Source organism: Blastococcus sp. TBT05-19, from assembly GCF_003319095.1.
Taxonomy (GTDB): Bacteria; Actinomycetota; Actinomycetes; order Mycobacteriales; family Geodermatophilaceae; genus Blastococcus.
The window spans coordinates 304,265-322,509 of record NZ_QOHI01000002.1 but is presented as its reverse complement, the minus strand read 5'-3'; the positions used below and the strand labels follow the sequence as shown (position 1 = coordinate 322,509).

Below are 18,245 nucleotides of genomic sequence, written 5' to 3'. Positions count from 1 at the left end.
GGCCTCAGGCGGGGCGGAGGACAGCGACGAGGAAGTCCGACTCCGGCGTGAACGGCCGCACGTCCCAGGTGGCCAGCAGCAGCTCCTCGGCCCAGCCGGTCGCCCGCGCGTCGGTGAGGAACTCGTCGAACCCGTAGCCGCGGCCCGCGCCGAAGCCGATGACCGCGCGGCCGTCGGCGACGAGGTGGGCCCGCAGCCGGCGCAGCACCTCGCGGCGGGTCGAGGGCGCCAAGAACGTCATGACGTTGCCGGCGCAGACCAGCGCTCCGAAGGGCTCCTCGACGCCCCGGGACGGCAGGTCGAGCTCGGCGAGGTCGGAGACCAGGTAGCGGGGGCCCGGGTTCTCCTCGCCGGCGACGGCGATCAGCACGGGGTCGAGGTCCACCCCGACGACGTCGTGCCCCGCGCGGGCGAGGTGGCCGGCGATGCGGCCCTGCCCGCAGCCCGCGTCGAGCACCCGCGTTCCCCGCGGCAGCATGGCGTCGAGCAGCCGCGCCTCGCCGACGAGGTCCATCCCTTGCGCCGCCAGGTCGTGCCAGCGCCGCACGTAGGCCGCGGAGTGGTCCGGGTTCTCCTCGGTGAGGCGCGCCCAGGCGCTCGACTCGGTCACGGCTCCACGATGGCACGCCCGGGGATCTCGTCCAGCAGCACGCCCGGGTTGAGGACGCCGGCCGGGTCGAGGGCCTGCTTGGCCGCCCGCAGCGCCAGCGCGAAGGGCTCGGGGCGCTGCCGGTCGTACCCGGGCCGGTGGTCGCGGCCGACGGCGTGGTGGTGCGTGATGGTCGCGCCCAGGCGGCCCAGCACCTCCGACGCCGCCGTCTTCACGTCGTCCCACATCGCCACCTCCGATCCCGGACGGCCGGCGGCGATCACGGTGAAGTACGGCGCCGCCCCGTCGGGGTAGACGTGCGTGAACCGGCAGTTGACCAGCCCCTCGGCGCCGGTCACCTCGCGCACCGCGGCGCCGATCTCCGACCGCACGGCGGCGTACAGCTCCTCGACCCGGTCCCAGGTGCAGGCGGTCTCGAAGGTCTCCACGATCGCGCTCATCCGCGCCATGCCGTCCCGGACGTAGGGCATCCGCAGGAAGGTGCTCCGCCAGGCGTCGGCGGCCGCATCCCGGCCGCCCCCGCCGCCGGCCACCGTTCCGCCGTCCGCGCGCGCCAGGTCGGTGAGCTCGGCCAGCCGGCCCTCGACCGGGACCGACGCCGACTCGACGCCGAGCACCAGCACCGGCTCGCCGCCCGAGGCGCCGGACAGCGCGGCCTCGCCCGGGTCCAGCAGCCGGCAGTTCGCCGGGTACAGCGACGCCTGGGCGATCGCGCGGACGGCCGCGATCGCCGCGGTCATGTCCGGGAAGGTCACCGAGGCCGACGCCTTGGACGTCGGCCGGTCCTGCAGCCGCATCCAGGCCTCGGTGATGACGCCGAGCGTGCCCTCCGAGCCGAGGAACAGCCGGTCGGGCGACGGGCCGGCCCCGGAGCCCGGCAGCCGCCACGACCCGCTCACGCCGGCCGGGGTGACGACGCGGAGGGACTCCACCAGGTCGTCGATGTGGGTGTGCAGGGTGGCGTAGTGGCCGCCGGCGCGGGTGGCCAGCCAGCCGCCGAGGGTGGAGAACTCGAAGCTCTGCGGGAAGTGCCGCAGCGTCAGGCCGTGCGGGCGCAGCTGCTCCTCCAGCACCGGGCCGAGGGCGCCGCCCTGGATCCGGGCGGCCCGGCTGGTCCGGTCGACCTCCAGCACCCGGTCCAGGCCGGTGAGGTCCAGCGACAGCCACGGCCGGTCGCCCCGGTACTCGACCCCGCCGACCACCGAGCTGCCGCCGCCGAAGGGGACGACGACGACCCCCGCGCCGGCCGCCCAGTCGAGCACGTCGACGACGTCGTCCTCGCCCCGCGGGAGGCCGACGGCGTCGGGCGCGCCGCGCAGGTCCCCGGAGAGGGCGCGGACGACGTCCCGGTAGGCCTTGCCGAACGCGTGCGCGGCCCGGACGGCGGGATCGGTGGTCAGCGGGAGGGTGCCCGGCGGCGTGATCCGGGAGGCCGGGAGCGTCAGGTCGCCGAGGTCCGGGACCGGGCGGGGCGACGACGGGAGGCCGGGGACCAGAGCGGCGAGGGCGACGCACTCGTCGTCGGGCAGGGCCTGGTCGGTGGTGCCCCAGCCCCACCAGGAGCGCTGGACGGTCATCGAGGGTCCTCTCGCCAGTCGGGCGGGTCCGCGGGCTGCAGCGCGGGGTCGTCGGCGGACAGTGTGCGCACCGGCCCGGGTGCGGTCCGCGGGCCCTCGAACCGCACCGTCACCCGGCCCAGCCCGCGGCCCCACACCCACCCGGCTCCGAGCTCGTCGTGCCGCACGTCCTGGCCCGGCCACCAGCGCTTCTCCACCGGCAGCTCGGGCTCCACCACCGGGGCGGCGTCCTCGGCTTCCGGCGGTGCCTCCGCCTCTCCGCCGTCGTCGAGCAGGCCGTCGGCGAAGAGGTCGCCCTGGGCGTAGACGGACAGCCCGGAGACGCCCACGCCGAGCAGCCGCAGCCCGCCGGCCGTGCCGGCCTCGGTCAGCAGCCGGCGGGCGGTGGCGGCGATCAGGCGCGGGTCGTCGGTCGGCTGGGGGAGGGTCTGCGAGCGGGTCAGGGTGGTGAAGTCGTACCGGCGCAGCTTCAGCGTCACGGTGCGGCCGGAGATCGCACCCTTCCGCAGCCGCTCGCCCACCCGTGCGGCCATCGAGTCGATCTCCCGCCCGAGGACGACGACGTCGGTGAGGTCGCGCTCGAAGGTCTCCTCGTGCGACACGGACTTCACGCCCCGGTCGGAGACGACGGCGCGGTCGTCGTCGGCCCGGGCCAGCGCGTGCAGCCCGGCGCCGTGCGCCTTGCCGACCAGCGCCACGAGGTCGGTGAGCGAGCGGGCGGCCAGGTCACCGACGGTCTTCACGCCCACCTGGTGCAGCCGCTCCGCGGTGGCCGGCCCGACGCCGCCGAGCCGGGTCACCGGTAGCGGGTGCAGCAGCTCCAGCTCGCGCCCGGGGGCGACGACGACCAGACCGTCGGGCTTGTCCAGGTCGGAGCCGATCTTGGCCATCAGCTTGGAGCTGCCGATGCCGATCGAGCCGGTCACCCCTCCGGTCGCCGCGGCGATGCGCTCCTTGAGCTCGGTGCCCAGCGCGGTGACGCCGTCCACCGAGAGGTCGAGGTCGTCGGCCGCGGCGAGGTCGACGTAGGCCTCGTCGATCGACACGGGCTCGACCAGCGGCGACACCTCCCGCAGGAGCCCCATGACGACGTCGGAGGTGCGCCGGTAGGCGGCGAACCGGCCGCCGAGGAACGCCGTCCCCGACGGGCACCGCCGGCGGGCCTCGGCCGTCGACATGGCCGAGCGGGCGCCGTAGGCGCGGGCCTCGTAGGACGCCGTGGCGACGACGCCGCGCCCGCCGACCCCGCCCACGACGACCGGCCGCCCGCGCAGCGAGGGCTTGTCCCGCTGCTCCACCGCGGCGAAGAAGGCGTCGAGGTCGAGGTGCAGGATGCTCGCGGCTCCCCTCACGACCAGCGCCTCACTCCCCCATTGTCCGCATCCCGACGGAGGTCCCGTGCGACGTCAGCGCCGACCGGTCACCGTGCGCGTCCCGGGCCGCGACGTGGACGAGGCGGTGGCGCGCCTGACCGCGGTGGCGGACCGGGTGCGGTCGCAGCGCCCGCGCCGGCCCGGCGACCTCCGCATCCGGGTGCGCGCCGACGGCCGGGTGCGGGTCGGCCGGCTGTCGGGCACCTCCACGTCCTACCCGACGCTGCGCGGCCGCCTGGAGCCGGCACCGAAGGGCGGGACGCAGCTGACGGGGACCGTGCGGGAGGCCGGGGCCGGGCTCCTGGTGCTCGGCGGTCAGGTCCTCGTCGGGTTGGTCGGGCTGGTCCTGATCGTCGGAGGGACGTCGGACGGCGAGCCGAGCGCTGTGGTGGTCGGTGCCGTCTTCCTCGCGCTGGGCGCCGCCCTGACCTGGGGACTGCAGCGGCTGCGGCGGGGGTTCCGCTCGGACGCCGACGAGCTCGTGGGCGTGCTCGACCGGGCCCTGGGCCGCCGCCGCTGACCCCGCCGCCGCTCAGCTCACGTCGTCGTCCACCCAGTCCAGGCTCTTGGTGACGGCCTTCTGCCAGTTCCGGTAGGTCCGCTCGCGCTCGTCGTCGGCCATCGCGGGCTCCCAGCGCTTGTCCTCCGCCCACTTGGCGGTGAGCTCGTCCAGGTCGCTCCAGAACCCGACCGCCAGGCCGGCGGCGTAGGCGGCGCCCAGTGCGGTGGTCTCGGCGATCTTCGGCCGGATGACCGGGACGTCGAGGAGGTCGGCCTGGAACTGCATGAGCAGCTCGTTGCCCACCATGCCGCCGTCGACCCGCAGCTCGGTGAGGTCGACGCCCGAGTCGGCGTTCATGGCGTCGAGGACCTCGCGGGTCTGGAACGCGGTCGCCTCGAGCACGGCGCGGGCCAGGTGGCCGCGGTTGACGAAGCGGGTGAGCCCGACGACGGCGCCGCGGGCGTCGGAGCGCCAGTGCGGGGCGAACAGGCCGGAGAACGCGGGGACGAAGTACGCCCCGCCGTTGTCGTCGACCTCGCGGGCGAGCTGCTCGATCTCGGGGGCGCTGGAGATCATCCCGAGGTTGTCGCGGACCCACTGGACCAGGGAGCCGGTGACCGCGATCGAGCCCTCCAGCGCGTAGACCGGCTTCGCGTCGCCCAGCTGGTAGCAGAGCGTGGTGAGCAGGCCGTTCTGCGACGGGACGGCGTCGGTACCGGTGTTGAGCAGCATGAAGTTGCCGGTGCCGTAGGTGTTCTTGGCCATGCCGCGCTCGAAGCAGACCTGGCCGAAGGTGGCCGCCTGCTGGTCGCCGAGGGATCCGGAGATCGGCACGCCGGCCAGGAAGCCGGACCGGCGTCCCGTTCCGTACTCCTCGGAGTTCGACCGGATCTCCGGCAGCATCGCGAGCGGGATGCCCATCTCCTCGGCGATGGACTCGTCCCAGGCCAGCGTCCGGTAGTCCATGAGCATCGTGCGGGAGGCGTTGGAGACGTCGGTGAGGTGCCGGCCCCCGTCGGGACCACCGGTCATGTTCCACATGAGCCAGGAGTCGATGGTCCCCATGAGCAGCTCGCCGCGCTCGGCCCGCTGCCGGGCGCCCTCGACGTTGTCGAGGATCCAGCGGACCTTGGGGCCGGCGAAGTAGGTGGCCAGGGGCAGGCCGACGGTGTCCTTGTAGCGGTCGGCGCCGCCGCCGAGGGCGCCGAGCTCGTCGATGATCTTCCCGGTGCGGGTGTCCTGCCAGACGATCGCGTTGCAGACCGGTTCCCCGGTCCTCCGGTCCCAGACGACGGTGGTCTCGCGCTGGTTGGTGATGCCGACGGCGACGATGTCGGAGGCGCCGGCGTCGCTGCGGGCGATGGCCTGGCCGACGACCTCGCGGGTGTTGCGCCAGATCTCCATCGCGTCGTGCTCGACCCAGCCGGCCCGCGGGAAGATCTGCTCGTGCTCCTTCTGGCCCACGGAGACGACGTTGCCGTCGTGGTCGAAGAGCATGCAGCGGGTGCTGGTCGTGCCCTGGTCGATGGCCGCGACGTACTGGTCTGCCATGCGGATCTCCTCGAGTCGGCCGGGGCGGGCGCTGCTGCCCTGTCCCCCGATGGGTAGCACGGCCGGCCGCGTCAGGCGTCGGTGAGCGCCGCCGCGGGCAGCCAGTCGGCGTCGAGGAGCTCGGCGATCTCCTGGAGCGAGGCGGTGTCGGCGCCGGCGGTCGAGCCGCTGACCGCCAGGCGCTCCACCATCACCCGGGCCACCTGCTCCTCCACGGTGTCCGCGGCGAAGGCGACCCGCCACGGCGAGGTCTTCCCGTCACGGTGCGTCCGGCCGGTGACCTGGCGCGCCTGGATCCCGGAGAACCGTGGCTGGTGGAACAGCCCGACCCGGGGCAGGTCCGAGGCGTGCGACCCGTCGGGCAGCAGTTCGCCGGCGTGCAGGCTGATCGACGCCGTCACGGTGAACACGCAGACCATCGCCTCGCCCCGCTGGAAGCGCAGCCGCTCGCCCTCGACGTCGAACCGGTCGCGGCCGTAGATGCCGGCGACGGGGATCCCGGCGTCGAGCAGCGCCTCGCGGATCGGGTCGGCCGCCGTCTCCACGAACTCGACCGAGACGGCGACCTGCCGCTCGGCCTCCACCTGCGCCTTGACCCAGTCGACGGTGGCCTGCACGCGGATCAGCCCGGCCTTCTGCCGGAACCGGAGCAGCGCGGCCCGGCCCTTGGCGCTCTGCCGGGCCCGGCGCGCCAGCTGCATCTCCGCGCGGAACTCCGACCACTCGGCCTCGTAGGCGGCGCGCTCGGCCGGGGTGAGCAGGACCGGCGTGCCGGTCACCGACACCGGGCCCCACGGCGCCGGGCGGTGCAGGGTCGCCGGCGGGTCGGCGTCGGCCAGCCAGGACTGCAGCCGCGCGAGGTCGGTGCGGCGCGCGTCGGCGTCCTCGGTCCACTGCCAGCCGTAGCGACCACGTTCCACGTGGAACCGGTGCCGCTCCAGCGCCTTGGGCAGGTCGGCCCACTCCTTGATCGACTCGCCGTGCCGCGCGGCGAACTCCGGTGCCAGGTAGGGGAGCTCCAACGGGGTGTGCGCCGGGGTTGCGGTCGCGGCCAGGACGTACGGGGTGTCCTTCACCCGGGCGGCGCCCGAGACGGCCTTCCAGTGCTTCCACCGCTGCGTCGTCGTGTGCCGCACCATGTGCGCCTCGTCGGCGACGACGACGTCGAACGCCAGCTTCGCGACCTTGCCGAGCCGGTCCCAGGTGGTGACGCACCAGCGCAGCCCGCCGTCGCCGAAGCCGGCGATCGAGCGGGACCAGTGCGGGATGGTGATCGCCGCCGGCCGGTCGGCAATGACCAGCACCGTGCGCACCGGCCGCTGGGCGGCGATCTCGTGCACCGCCAGGATCGCGGTGCCGGTCTTGCCCACGCCCGGGTCGTCGCCGAGCAGGAACACCCGGCCCCCGGCGGCGGCGTGCGCGGCCACCACGGCGGCGCCGGTCTCCTGCGGCTCGCGCGGCACGAGGGCAGGCGTGACCGGGAGCGGGCGCGGCTCCTCGTTGAGCTCGTCCTCCAGGAAGCGCTCCAGGCTGTACGCCGGCGGGTCGTAGGGCGCCAGCTCGGGCGGGAGGGAGCGGCCGACCCAGACGGTGGCCTGCAGGCCCGGGTGCCAGACCGCGCCCGGCGCCGGTGCGCGGAAGGGCACCGCGAGGACCCACACCCGCTCCCCCGGGCCGGCCGTGGGCAGCTCGGGCGCGGGCTTCCGCGCCGGTGCCCTGTGGGGCGCGGCCTTCCGGGTGCGGGTGGCGGTGGTCTTCGTGCTGCGGCTGCTCGTGCTGCGCCGTCGTCCAGGCATGCTCCGGTGCTCCCCCTCGTTCCCGGGCACGGTAAGCCGCGGTACCGACGGGGCGTCTGGTGGAATCGCCGGGTGACCGAGGAGATCGACGCCGACGAGCGCCTGGCCGCGCGCACCCTGGGTGAGGCCGGCCCCCGCGTCGTCTTCGTGCACGGCCTGTTCGGCCAGGGCAAGAACTGGACGACGATCGCCAAGGGGCTGGCGGACAACCACCGGGTGACGCTGCTCGACCTGCCCAACCACGGCCACTCCCCCTGGACCGATCGGGTCGACTACCTCGACATGGCCGAGCTGGTGGCCGAGGAGCTCGCGTCCTTCGGGGAGCCGGTCACCCTGGTCGGGCACTCGATGGGCGGCAAGGTCGCGATGCAGCTGGCGCTGCGCCGCCCCGAGCTGCTGCGGGCGCTGGTCGTCGTCGACATCGCCCCGGTCGAGTACCCGCTGCAGGGCGGGCGGACCGACGACGCCGACGAGGAAGCCTCGCCGTTCGAGGAGTTCATCGCCGCGATGCGGGCGGTGGACCTGGAGTCGCTGAAGACCCGCAGCGAGGCCGACGCCGAGCTGAAGGCCGCCGTCCCGAGCCGGATGGTGCGCAGCTTCCTGCTGCAGAGCCTGGTCCGGGAGGACGTCGGCGGGGACGAGACCTGGGGCTGGCGGCTGAACCTCGACCTGCTCGCCCGCGACCTCGGGGAGCTGCGCGGCTTCCCCGATCCGCCGCCCGGGGCCACCTACGACGGTCCGGTGCTCTGGATCGCCGGCGCGAACAGCCACTACGTGCTGCCGGGGGACCGCGAGCGGATGGACGAGCTCTTCCCGATGACCCGGCTGGTGCGGGTGAAGAACGCCGGGCACTGGGTGCACTCGGAGCAGCCGGAGATCTTCCTGGAGACGCTGCGCCGCTTCCTGGTGCAGGTCGAGGAGTGACCATCGCCCGGTCGCTGGTGCTGTTCGCGCTGGCGGCGCTGGCCGAGATCGGCGGCGCCTGGCTGGTCTGGCAGGGCGTGCGGGAGCACCGCGGCTGGGCCTGGATCGGCGCGGGGGTGATCGCCCTGGGCCTGTACGGGTTCGTCGCCACGCTGCAGCCGGACGCGAACTTCGGCCGGATCCTGGCCGCCTACGGCGGTGTCTTCGTCGCCGGGTCGCTCGCCTGGGGCATGGTCGTCGACGGGTTTCGCCCCGACCGGTACGACGTCGCCGGCGCGCTGATCTGCCTGGTCGGCGTCGCGGTGATCATGTACGCCCCACGGGGCGCCTGACGCCGCCCGTCGGGGTGGCGGGCTGGTTGCGAGACGCATCAACTCCTATCGTTCCCAGGACCATGACCGACACGGGGGACATCACCCAGCTCGCCGCTGAGCAGCGGGCGCGCGTGCTGATCGACCGTCAGCTGCGCGCCGCCGGCTGGGAGGTCCAGGACCGGAACAAGGCCAACCTGTCGTTCCCCGGGGTGGCGGTCCGCGAGGCGGTCATGGCCCCCGGACACGGTCGGGCGGACTACCTGCTCTACGTGGACAAGCGCGCGGTCGGCGTCATCGAGGCGAAGCCGGAAGGCACCACGCTCTCGGGTGTCGAGTGGCAGTCGGCGAAGTACGCGAACGGTCTCCCGGCCGCAGTGAAGATCCGGGCGGTCACGCTCGATGACCGGTTGCCCTTCGTCTTCGAGGCGTCCGGGTCCGAGGTCCACGTCACCAACGGCTACGACCCGGTCCCGCGTGCTCGGCGGGTGTTCTCCTTCCCGCGGCCGGAGACGCTGGCCCGCACGATCCGGGAGGCCGACGCGGACGCGGCGGCGGCTACCTGGCGCGCCCGAGTGCGGTCGATGCCGCCGCTGGTCACCGAGGGCCTGCGCCCGGCGCAGATCACGGCCATCCAGGGGATCGAGCGGTCGCTGGCCGAGCAGCGGTACAGCCGGTCGCTCGTGCAGATGGCCACCGGTGCCGGGAAGACCTACACCGCCGTGACGACCTGCTACCGGCTGCTCAAGCACGGCGGCTTCCGGCGGATCCTCTTCTTGGTCGACCGGAACAACCTGGGCAGCCAGACCCTCGCCGAGTTCCAGAACTACGCCACGCCGGACGACGGGCGGCGGCTCACGGAGATCTACAACGTCAACGCCCTCACGGGCGCCGGGATGCTGGACTCCTCGTCGATCGTCGTCTCGACCATCCAGCGGGTCTACGCCGCGCTGCAGGGCCGCACGGTCGAGGACGTCGACGACCCGGGAATGGACAACTTCGTCCCCGACGCGCCGGTCGACGTCTCCTACAACCCGCAGATGCCGCCGGAGGCCTTCGACCTGGTGATCGTCGACGAGGCGCACCGCTCGATCTACGGCGTCTGGCGCGGGGTTCTCGAATACTTCGACGCGCACATCGTGGGTCTCACCGCGACGCCGGTGAAGCAGACGTTCGGTTTCTTCCAGCAGAACCTGGTCTCGGAGTACACCTACGCCGAGTCCGTCGCGGACAACGTGAACGTCGACTTCGACGTCTACCGGATCAGGACGCAGATCTCCGACGCCGGGGCGACGATCGAGGCCGGCACGGTGGTCCCGAAGGTCGACCGCCGGACGCGGGTGCAGCGGTACGAGTCCCTCGACGACGACGTCACCTACACCGCGACCCAGCTGGACCGGGCGGTGACGGCGAAGAACCAGATCCGGCTGGTGCTGGAGACCTTCCGGGACCGGCTGTTCACCGAGATCTTCCCAGGCCGGTCGACGGTGCCGAAGACGCTGATCTTCTGCAAGGACGACAACCACGCCGAAGAGGTCGTGACGACGGTCCGCGAGGTGTTCGGCCAGGGCAACGACTTCGCCGCGAAGATCACCTACAACGCCAAGGACCCGAAGGGTGCGCTCAAGGCGTTCCGGACCTCGCCCACCCTCCGGGTGGCGGTGACCGTCGACATGATTGCGACGGGGACCGACGTCCGACCGCTGGAGTGCGTCTTCTTCATGCGGGACGTGCGGTCGGCCTCCTACTTCGAGCAGATGAAGGGCCGTGGGTCGCGGACCATCTCCTCCACCGACTTCCAGCTGGTGACGCCGGACGCGACCACGAAGGACCGGTTCGTGCTGGTGGACGCCGTGGGGGTCACCGAGCACCCGCACGTAGACGCGACGCCCCTTGAGCGGAAGAAGTCGGTGTCCCTCGGCCGGCTGCTCGACAAGGCGGGGATGTACGAGCTGGACGAGGACGAGACGGCGTCGCTGGCGTCGCGGCTCGCCAAGCTGGAGCTGGACCTCACGCCGGCTGAGCGCACGGAGCTCGACGAGGTGGCCGGTGGGTCGATGCGGTCGATCGTGCAAGGGCTCGTGCACGCCGTGGACCCCGACGAGCAGGCCACGGCGGTCGCTGCCCGCCCGGACGACCCGGCGGGGGCGGTGCAGGACTTGCTGGATGCGGCGCTGGAGCCGCTGGCGTCACGTCCCGAGCTGCGGGAGCGGATCAAGGAGCTGCGCCGCCAGCACGACCAGCTGATCGACGACGTCACGCCGGACGTGCTGCTCGACGCCGGTGGCGTCGTGGACACGGCGAAGGCGCGTTCCGTCGTGACGTCGTGGAAGGCGTACCTGGAGGAGCACCGCAGCGAGATCACGGCGCTGGAGCTGCTGTACTCGCAGCCCGGCGACAAGAGCGTCACGTTCGCGGAGCTGCGGGAGCTGGCGGAGCGGATCAAGCGGCCGCCGCACAACTGGACGCCGGACCTGATCTGGGCCGCGTACGAGGCGATCGAGGTCGGCAAGGTCACGCACGCCGACCGGCACACGGTGACGGATCTGGTGTCGCTCGTGAGGTTCACTCTGGGGGCTGACGACCGCCTCGAGCCCTTCGCCGCGAAGGTGAGCGAGCGGTACCAGGCGTGGCTGGCGCAGCAGGAGCAGGCCGGAGCCGCCTTCACCGAGCGCCAGCGCTGGTGGCTGGACCGGATGGCCGACGTGATCGCCGCGTCGGCCGGCATCACGGAGGATGACCTGGACAACGTGCCCTTCACCGAGCACGGCGGCGTGGACGGCCTGATCCGCGACCTCGGCGACAACGCGGCCGTCTACCTGGCCGACCTCAACCGCGAGCTGACGGCGTGACGCCAGAGCCGTGGTCCCTCCCGCGTGATTGGCGCTGGGCTCGTTTCGAGGAGGTGGCCTACGTCGCGGCGGCTCTTACGGATCCAGCCGGGTTCCCCGATCTCCCCCACATCGCGCCGAATCACATCGAAGCGGAAACCGGACGGCTACTTCCTTACGCCACCGTGGCAGAAGACGGGGTCACGAGCGCCAAGCACCTCTTCCAGTCGGGCGACATCCTCTACTCGAAGATCCGCCCGTATCTGGCAAAGGTGGCCTTGGCGCCCTCCGTTGGGCTGTGCAGCGCGGACATGTATCCGATCCGCACGCATCCAGAGCTGAGCCCCGCATACCTGCGCTGGTGGATGCTTTCTCGCGAGTTCACGCGGCGTGCGGCGGGTGAACAGGCGCGGACGGTGCTGCCAAAGATCAACAAGCGATCCCTCTACGAACTGCCTGTGCCGATCTCTCCGCTCGGCGAACAGCGGCGCATCGTCGATCTGCTAGAGGACCACCTCTCGCGCCTCGACGCCGCGGAGACGTCTGTGAGGCAGGCGCTTAAGCGTTCCGCGGCGCTGAGGCGCGTCTCGCTAGAGCGTGTTGTTCGCGAAGCCGACGGCCCCGACGTTCCGCTCGGCGAGTTAGCGGCGATCAAGAACGGAATCTTCGTATCGCGAGCGTCAAGTCAGCCCGACGGGGTTCCGATTCTCAGAATCGGGGCTGTGCGGGCTCTCAAGCTGGACTTGAGTGACCTTCGCTATTCACGGCGGAGCGCGCCCGACCTCTCGGCCGAGAACATGCTCTTGGCGCACGGCGATGTGGTCTTCACTCGGTACAACGGCAACCCCGAGTTCGTTGGCGCCTGCGCGGCCGTTCCAGCCGGCGTGGAGCCGCTCACTTTTCCGGACAAGTTGATCCGCGCACGAGTTGATCCCGGGCGGGTGTTGCCGGGATTTCTAGCCATCGCTTGCACAGTCGGGCGCGGCCGGGAGCAGATTCGTCGCTCAGTGAAGACGACGGCCGGCCAGGCGGGCATATCCGGTCGGGATCTCAAGCGGGTCGAGGTCCGCATCCCTGACCTCGCGACGCAGCAGCTAGCCGTGGCCAGCGCACAGGCCGTCGATGAACACACTGATCGTCTTTCGATCACCGCGCTTTCCGCGGCCCGCCGGTCGGCTGCCTTACGCCGGGCACTCCTGGAAGCTGCCTTCACCGGGCGGTTGACCGGGGACGGTTCCGATGCCGCGGTGGTCGAGGAGCTAGCCGGGTAACCTCTTGAGCCCGAACGGGCCTGCGGGCAGGCAGCCGCCATTGTCGAACCTCATGCCGATCCCCATAGCTTGAGTCGCCCTCAGGGCCGGCTCTTGATGAACTGGGGCTCGGGGGCGCCTTCATCGCCCCCGAGCCCCAGCCCTCACTGAGGCCGCAACCTCAGCTCTTCTTCTCGTTCGTTACGCCCTTGTGCTGGTTCGGGCTGCCGTTGAGGATTCGTCCGGTAGCGGTGTCCCTCTTGAACCACTGTCCGTTGTGCTGGAACTCGCTGCGCTGCTTGACGGCGCCGACGCGCGACCCCTTCCCGGTGTTCTTGGCCATGCTCATCACCTCCTCTCGTTGATCGCGTGACCTCGGCCACGCGGGCTGACTCTAGCGGATAGACCGCGGATCCACTTCATTTCTGGACAAGACTTTGCACTTGCTGCTACAAACATCCCATGGCGTATGACGAGGCGGCCCAGGCCCTCCTCCTCGAGGTGATCGAGGACTGGACCGCGTGCGGGATCTTCCCGACGATCCGTGAGGTCACCAGCGAGGTCTGGCCCCGCAACCTGGATCGGCATGAACCGGATCTCGGTGATGACGCCATGTCTCTCGGAGTCCAGAGCAGCCGGAACGTCCGCAACCTCGCCGTGCGTCGCCTTCAAGAGGATGGCCATGACGCTAGGGTTGCGGACCACACCCTTGTGGTAAAACGCTCAGGGCGAGTGCTACACATCAACAAGGCGCGGGCCGTCTCCTCGGCGTGGGATATCGACACGCAGCGGTGGGATGACAGCGAAGTGCGCCTCCTCGGAGCTCGGGCAAACTCGCAGGCGTACTTTCCGTCTGACGGCGCCCTCTTCGCGGTCCGCGCCGGGGATCCTCAGGCACTCAAGCACCTCCACTTGACGTGGCAGGGCCTTGAGCACGGACCCACGCGAGCGTGGGTTGGTTTCCCGCGGATCGGCGATGTTCCCTGGTTCGCGGTGGCGCCCCTGGCCGAAGCCGACCCGGTGCAGCGTGAACACCGACCGCCGGTGGGGCCGCTCCAGCCCTCGCCTAACTTTGACGCAATGCAGACGCGCGAGCCCGAAGTCAAGCTCAAGCCCCAGGGCAACGGGTCTCAGGAAGGCGTACGCCCGGCCGGCCCTGACCAGTCGTGACTCAAGACCTCCCCCTCGACTTCGATGCCGCCCGTAAACGTGCAACCGAGCGGCGTGCTGCGGGGGTAGCAGTCGACTTCGATCCGGCTCGCCTCGCTCTTGCGCGTCGGCTGGCGGCCATGCCTCGAACCAAGCTCGCGCGGGCCTTAAAGATCAGCCCGGCGGCGGTCGGGCAGTTTGAGAAGGGGCAAGCCCGGCCGACTCTGCCAGTCCTGACTGGTCTTGCCGACGCGCTTGACGTGCCCGTTGACTTCTTCCGTGCCGGTCACCCCATGGCCGTCCTGCCAGCTAGCGCGGCGCATTTTCGCAGCTTGCGTGCCACCACTGTTACCGAAAGAGAGCAGGCTCTGGCTTTTGGTGAACTGGTACTCAGCGTATTCAGCGCCCTTGAACTATCGGTGGACCTACCAGCTGTGAACCTGCCAGGGCTACAGGTTGATGACGAGCTTGACGAGAACGGCGTCGTAGACGCGGCTCGTCGAACGAGGCAGGCAATGGGAGTGTCCCGGGGACCGGTCCCTCACGTAGTCAGGTTGCTGGAGTCGCATGGCGTTGCTGTCGCCGGGCTCGACGATCACGTAAGCCCTCGGGTAGACGCCTTTTCCCACCAGCAGGCACTCCACCCGCACCCTCATCAGGCGCATAGCCCGCGCCCGCTTGTGCTGCTTAATCCAGCGAAGGAAGACAAGGCGCGTGGTCGCTTCAACGCAGCTCACGAACTGGGGCATCTCGTGCTGCATCACGACACGGAGCCAGGATCGCGGCTCAATGAAGCTCAAGCGCACGCTTTCGCAGCAGAATTCCTTGCGCCTGCGGAAGAGATTGCCCCGCAGCTGCCGACCCGTCTTGACTGGGTTCGATTCCACGAGTTGAAGCAGCGCTGGGGGCTGAGTTTGAAGGCGCTGGTTATGCGTGCCCATAAACTCGGCAAGCTGACTGACCACAGCTACCGCCGCGGCATGCAGCAACTCACTGCCTGGGGATTGCCTGAACCGGGAGCGCTTGGAGAGTTGGAACGGCCCGTTCTAATGTCTCGAGCCGTGGAGTTGCTAGGCGGAGAGTCCGCCCTGCAGCGGCTCGCCAAGGATGCAGGATTACCGCTTTCGGAAGTCCGCAGGGTCTGGGTGGCTGCGGGCGGTGCAGACGTTCGTCCACGGGTCGACCTCCTGAATTAGGGGAAACCAGCCGGTTCGTTGTGGGGGTCGGCAGCCGTCGCGTGCCCGCAGTCATTTCAGAGCCGCGCGGAAGGCCGACTGCGAATCTGTCTCGGAGAACGGGCGGAGCCCGCCCATTAGTGATCCAGGCGCAGGCGAGTAGGACAGGTCGCGTGATGCATCAGTGAGACAAGGACTTCTTCGAGCCCCTGTGCCGTGACCACGGGTGGCGAAGCTGCGGTCTGGTCAGGGTCCGGCGCGGCTGAGGACTTCGGTTCCGCCCGGCCGGTAGGTGTGCCAGCGGCCGGTGCCGGAATCTCGGCGGATGGTGAATCCGCCTTCGTGACAGCTCGTGTGGTGGCGCTCGCAGAGGAGCGCTCCGTTGCCGCAGCTGGTCGGCCCGCCGTGCGCCCAGTGGATGACGTGGTGGACGTCGCACCACTCCGGTGGAGCATCACACCCGGCGAAGACGCAGTGCTCGTCGCGGATCTCGATGGCCCGGCGGATCGCCGCGCTCGACGTCCGCTGCGCACGACCGACGTCCAACGGCAGGCCGTCGGGCCCGGTGATGATGCGGACGACGCTGGCATCGCAGGCCAGCCGCCGCGCCGTCTCCGGGTTGATCGGACCGGCCCAGCCGAGGGAGCCACCCGAGACGCCGAGGGCGGCACGCTCGGCGCAGAGCGCGAACCAGTCGATGGTCACGCGCACGTGCGGGCGCTCGCCGCGCACGTCGGGAAGCGAGCCGCCGTCAAGAGCCCCGCGAGCCAGCGCGACGAGCGCGTCACCCTGCCGCTCGGCGTGGGAGCGGACGTCGCCGGCGGGGCGGTCGCCGTTCATCAGGGCGCCGAGAGCCGCGTGCACGTACTCGCCGCCGGCAGGGTCGAGCTCGCCCCGCACGAACACGCGCCCGTCCAAGCCGGTGGCCAGGGTTAACGACCGGCGGACGTCGGCGGCGTCGTCCAGCGTGCCGTCCGGGTCGACGCCGGCGACCCACGCCTTCACGCCGCGTGCGGTCTCCTTCGGAGCCGTCGCCCGCGCTAGAGCAGCGAGGATGCCGTCCGTTTCCCCGAGGTCGATGCCCGCCTCCGCCGCCTTGGCCAGCCGCTTCGGCGTCATCGCCTTGGTGATGATCCGGGCGTGCGCGACGCTGATCGCTCCGTCGGCGAAGGCCGCCGCGGTCTCCGGCAGCTGCTCGAGCCGGCGCCCGGTGGACACCGTGGCCGTCGCCTCCTCGGGCGCCATCCGGCAGCTGCCGCGCAGCCAGGCCTTCATGGAGAGGGCGCCGTCGTGCCGATAGGCCTCGCGACGATCGGCGGCGCGGACGGCGGACGTGAGCGCGGCAGCCACCCGGTTCGCCGTCACCGTCAGCTCGCCAACGAGGTCGAGAACGGCGTCGCTGGACAGCTCCTCGAGGTCGATCGCCGCTAGGTCGTCGAGGGCGGAGCGCAGCTCTGACATGGGCCACACCCCTTCCGGAAAGACCTCGATCGACACCCCGAGACTAGGGCTGGGGTACGACAAAACCGCAGGTCAGCGCTGGAAAAGACCTGTAAAGTGCAGGTCGGGGCGCAGTGGGAACCGACCCGCCCGGGCGCGGGCTCTGACGGCACCCCGGGTCGAGCGTGCGAGCATCGATGAGGGCGGCAGGGAGTGCGCCCGCGAACACGAGGAGTGCGGTGACCGAGGCACGGCGGCTGGTCGACAAGCTGTGGAGCTACTGCAACGTCCTGCGCGACGACGGCGTCTCGACGATCGAGTACACCGAGCAGCTGACCTACCTGCTCTTCCTCAAGATGGCGCACGAACGCGAGACGCGGCCGCTCAAGCCCGAGCGCATCGTCCCGGCCCACTGCTCCTGGCAGCGGCTCCTCGATGCCGACGGCGACGAGCTCGAGCTGACCTACCGGCACATGCTCGAAGACCTCGCCCGTCAGCCCGGCGTCCTCGGCGTCGTCTTCCGCAAGGCGCAGAACCGGATCCAGGACCCGGCCAAGCTCAAGCGGCTCGTCGTCGACCTGATCGACAAGGAGAACTGGTCCGCCTCCGGCACCGACATCAAGGGCGACGCCTACGAGTCGCTGCTGGCCAAGGGCGCCGAGGACATCAAGTCCGGCGCCGGCCAGTACTTCACCCCGAGGCCGCTCATCCAGGCGATGGTCGACTGCCTGCAGCCGTCGGTCACGGATACGGTCATCGACCCGGCCGCCGGCACCGGCGGCTTCCTGCTGGCGGCCCACGAGTACGCCGCCCAGCACGCCCAGGACATGACGCCGGAGGAGCGCGACCACCTGCGCGACGCCTTCGCCCACGGCATCGAGCTGGTCGACGGCACGGCCCGCCTGGCGGCGATGAACCTGATCCTGCACGGCATCGGCAAGCCCACGGGGCAGAGCCTGATCGAGGTCAAGGACGCGTTGCTCGCCGATCCCGGGCAGCGCTACTCCGTCGTCCTCTCCAACCCGCCGTTCGGGCGGAAGAGCTCGATCACGATGGTCGGCGCCGACGGCCGCGAGGCGCGGGAGGACCGCGAGATCGAGCGGGCCGACTTCGTCGTCACCACCGCGAACAAGCAGCTCAACTTCCTGCAGCACATCGCCACGATCCTGAAGATGTCCGGCCGGGCGGCCGTGGTCCTGCCCGACAACGTCCTCTTCGAGGGCGGCGCCGGCGAGACGATCCGCAAGAAGCTGCTGCGCGACTACGACGTGCACACGCTGCTCCGGCTGCCGACCGGAATCTTCTACGCGCAGGGCGTGAAGGCGAACGTGCTGTTCTTCGACAAGAAGCCGGCCGCCGACCACGCGTGGACCGAGAAGCTGTGGGTCTACGACCTGCGGACCAACCAGCACTTCACGCTCAAGCAGAACCCGCTGCGCCGCAGCCACCTGGACGAGTTCGTCGAGTCGTTCCAGCCCGGCCGTCCGCGTACGGAACGGGTCGAGAGCGAGCGCTTCCGTGCCTTCACCTACGACGAGATCGTCGCCCGCGACAAGGCCAACCTCGACATCACCTGGCTCAAGGACGCCTCGCTCGAGGATCTCGACGACCTCCCGGCGCCCGAGGTGATCGCGCGCGAGATCGTCGACGACCTCACCGCCGCGCTGGCCGAGTTCGAGGCGGTGGCCCTCGCACTCGAAGAGGCCGGCGGCTCGGGCGCCGCTGCGCCCCTGGAGGTCTGAGCCGGCCGCTGCCA

Annotated in this window: 15 protein-coding genes; 8 read left to right on the top strand and 7 right to left on the bottom strand. The window is 71.2% G+C overall.

Annotated features, from left to right (window positions below):
* Positions 1–4: 4 nt before the first annotated feature.
* The 3 genes from DQ244_RS08130 to DQ244_RS08120 are packed head-to-tail and all read right to left on the bottom strand — an operon-like array spanning position 5 to position 3,539.
* On the bottom strand, positions 5–610 hold the full coding sequence (locus tag DQ244_RS08130; RefSeq protein WP_199580288.1) for a bifunctional 2-polyprenyl-6-hydroxyphenol methylase/3-demethylubiquinol 3-O-methyltransferase UbiG: 606 nt from the start codon (positions 608–610) through the stop codon (positions 5–7).
* Entirely contained in the window at positions 607–2,187 is a 1,581-nt protein-coding gene (locus DQ244_RS08125; RefSeq protein WP_113810966.1) for an FAD-binding oxidoreductase, read from the bottom strand. The genes DQ244_RS08130 and DQ244_RS08125 overlap by 4 nt, the downstream gene beginning before the upstream one ends.
* Positions 2,184–3,539 (bottom strand): DNA polymerase IV, encoded by a 1,356-nt coding sequence (locus DQ244_RS08120; protein WP_113810965.1) that lies wholly within the window; start codon positions 3,537–3,539, stop codon positions 2,184–2,186. The genes DQ244_RS08125 and DQ244_RS08120 overlap by 4 nt, the downstream gene beginning before the upstream one ends.
* 46 nt (positions 3,540–3,585) lie before the next feature.
* Between DQ244_RS08120 and DQ244_RS08115 the strand changes: the two genes are divergently transcribed.
* A complete protein-coding gene (locus tag DQ244_RS08115) occupies positions 3,586–4,080 on the top strand; it encodes a hypothetical protein (RefSeq protein WP_147251489.1) in 495 nt (164 codons plus the stop codon).
* Positions 4,081–4,092: 12 nt separating this feature from the next.
* Here the strand turns inward: DQ244_RS08115 and glpK are convergent, their stop codons facing one another.
* Complete coding sequence (gene glpK / locus DQ244_RS08110) at positions 4,093–5,613, bottom strand: glycerol kinase GlpK (RefSeq protein ID WP_113810963.1); 1,521 nt, start codon at positions 5,611–5,613, stop codon at positions 4,093–4,095.
* Between the two features lie 71 nt (positions 5,614–5,684).
* On the bottom strand, positions 5,685–7,409 hold the full coding sequence (locus DQ244_RS08105; protein ID WP_233491255.1) for a helicase: 1,725 nt from the start codon (positions 7,407–7,409) through the stop codon (positions 5,685–5,687).
* Between the two features lie 72 nt (positions 7,410–7,481).
* Here DQ244_RS08105 and DQ244_RS08095 point away from each other — a divergent pair, with 72 nt between their 5' ends.
* The 4 genes from DQ244_RS08095 to DQ244_RS08075 all read left to right on the top strand — a co-directional run bounded on the left by DQ244_RS08095 (position 7,482) and on the right by DQ244_RS08075 (position 12,746).
* Entirely contained in the window at positions 7,482–8,333 is an 852-nt protein-coding gene (locus DQ244_RS08095; RefSeq protein WP_113810960.1) for an alpha/beta fold hydrolase, read from the top strand.
* Positions 8,330–8,665 (top strand): YnfA family protein, encoded by a 336-nt coding sequence (locus tag DQ244_RS08090; protein WP_113810959.1) that lies wholly within the window; start codon positions 8,330–8,332, stop codon positions 8,663–8,665. The genes DQ244_RS08095 and DQ244_RS08090 overlap by 4 nt, the downstream gene beginning before the upstream one ends.
* 62 nt (positions 8,666–8,727) lie before the next feature.
* Entirely contained in the window at positions 8,728–11,496 is a 2,769-nt protein-coding gene (locus tag DQ244_RS08085; RefSeq protein WP_199580287.1) for a type I restriction-modification enzyme R subunit C-terminal domain-containing protein, read from the top strand.
* Complete coding sequence (locus DQ244_RS08075; protein ID WP_113810958.1) at positions 11,493–12,746, top strand: restriction endonuclease subunit S; 1,254 nt, start codon at positions 11,493–11,495, stop codon at positions 12,744–12,746. The genes DQ244_RS08085 and DQ244_RS08075 overlap by 4 nt, the downstream gene beginning before the upstream one ends.
* Before the next feature lie 160 nt (positions 12,747–12,906).
* Here DQ244_RS08075 and DQ244_RS19605 read toward each other — a convergent pair whose 3' ends face one another.
* Complete coding sequence (locus DQ244_RS19605; protein ID WP_199580286.1) at positions 12,907–13,068, bottom strand: hypothetical protein; 162 nt, start codon at positions 13,066–13,068, stop codon at positions 12,907–12,909.
* A gap of 119 nt (positions 13,069–13,187) precedes the next feature.
* On the opposite strand from DQ244_RS19605, the gene DQ244_RS08070 reads away from it, so the two are divergent.
* A complete protein-coding gene (locus DQ244_RS08070) occupies positions 13,188–13,895 on the top strand; it encodes a hypothetical protein (RefSeq protein ID WP_113810957.1) in 708 nt (235 codons plus the stop codon).
* The gene (locus DQ244_RS08065) at positions 13,892–15,070 is read left to right on the top strand and encodes an XRE family transcriptional regulator (RefSeq protein WP_113810956.1); all 1,179 of its coding nucleotides are present in this window, start codon (positions 13,892–13,894) and stop codon (positions 15,068–15,070) included. Before DQ244_RS08070 ends, DQ244_RS08065 begins: the two co-directional genes overlap by 4 nt.
* Positions 15,071–15,295: 225 nt before the next feature.
* On the opposite strand, the gene DQ244_RS08060 is transcribed toward DQ244_RS08065, so the two are convergent.
* Positions 15,296–16,510, bottom strand: coding sequence for an HNH endonuclease signature motif containing protein (locus DQ244_RS08060; RefSeq protein ID WP_113810955.1), 1,215 nt, complete (start codon positions 16,508–16,510; stop codon positions 15,296–15,298).
* Between the two features lie 218 nt (positions 16,511–16,728).
* Between DQ244_RS08060 and DQ244_RS08055 the strand changes: the two genes are divergently transcribed.
* Positions 16,729–18,231, top strand: a complete 1,503-nt coding sequence (locus DQ244_RS08055; protein WP_199580284.1) for a class I SAM-dependent DNA methyltransferase — start codon at positions 16,729–16,731, stop codon at positions 18,229–18,231.
* Positions 18,232–18,245 lie beyond the last annotated feature (14 nt).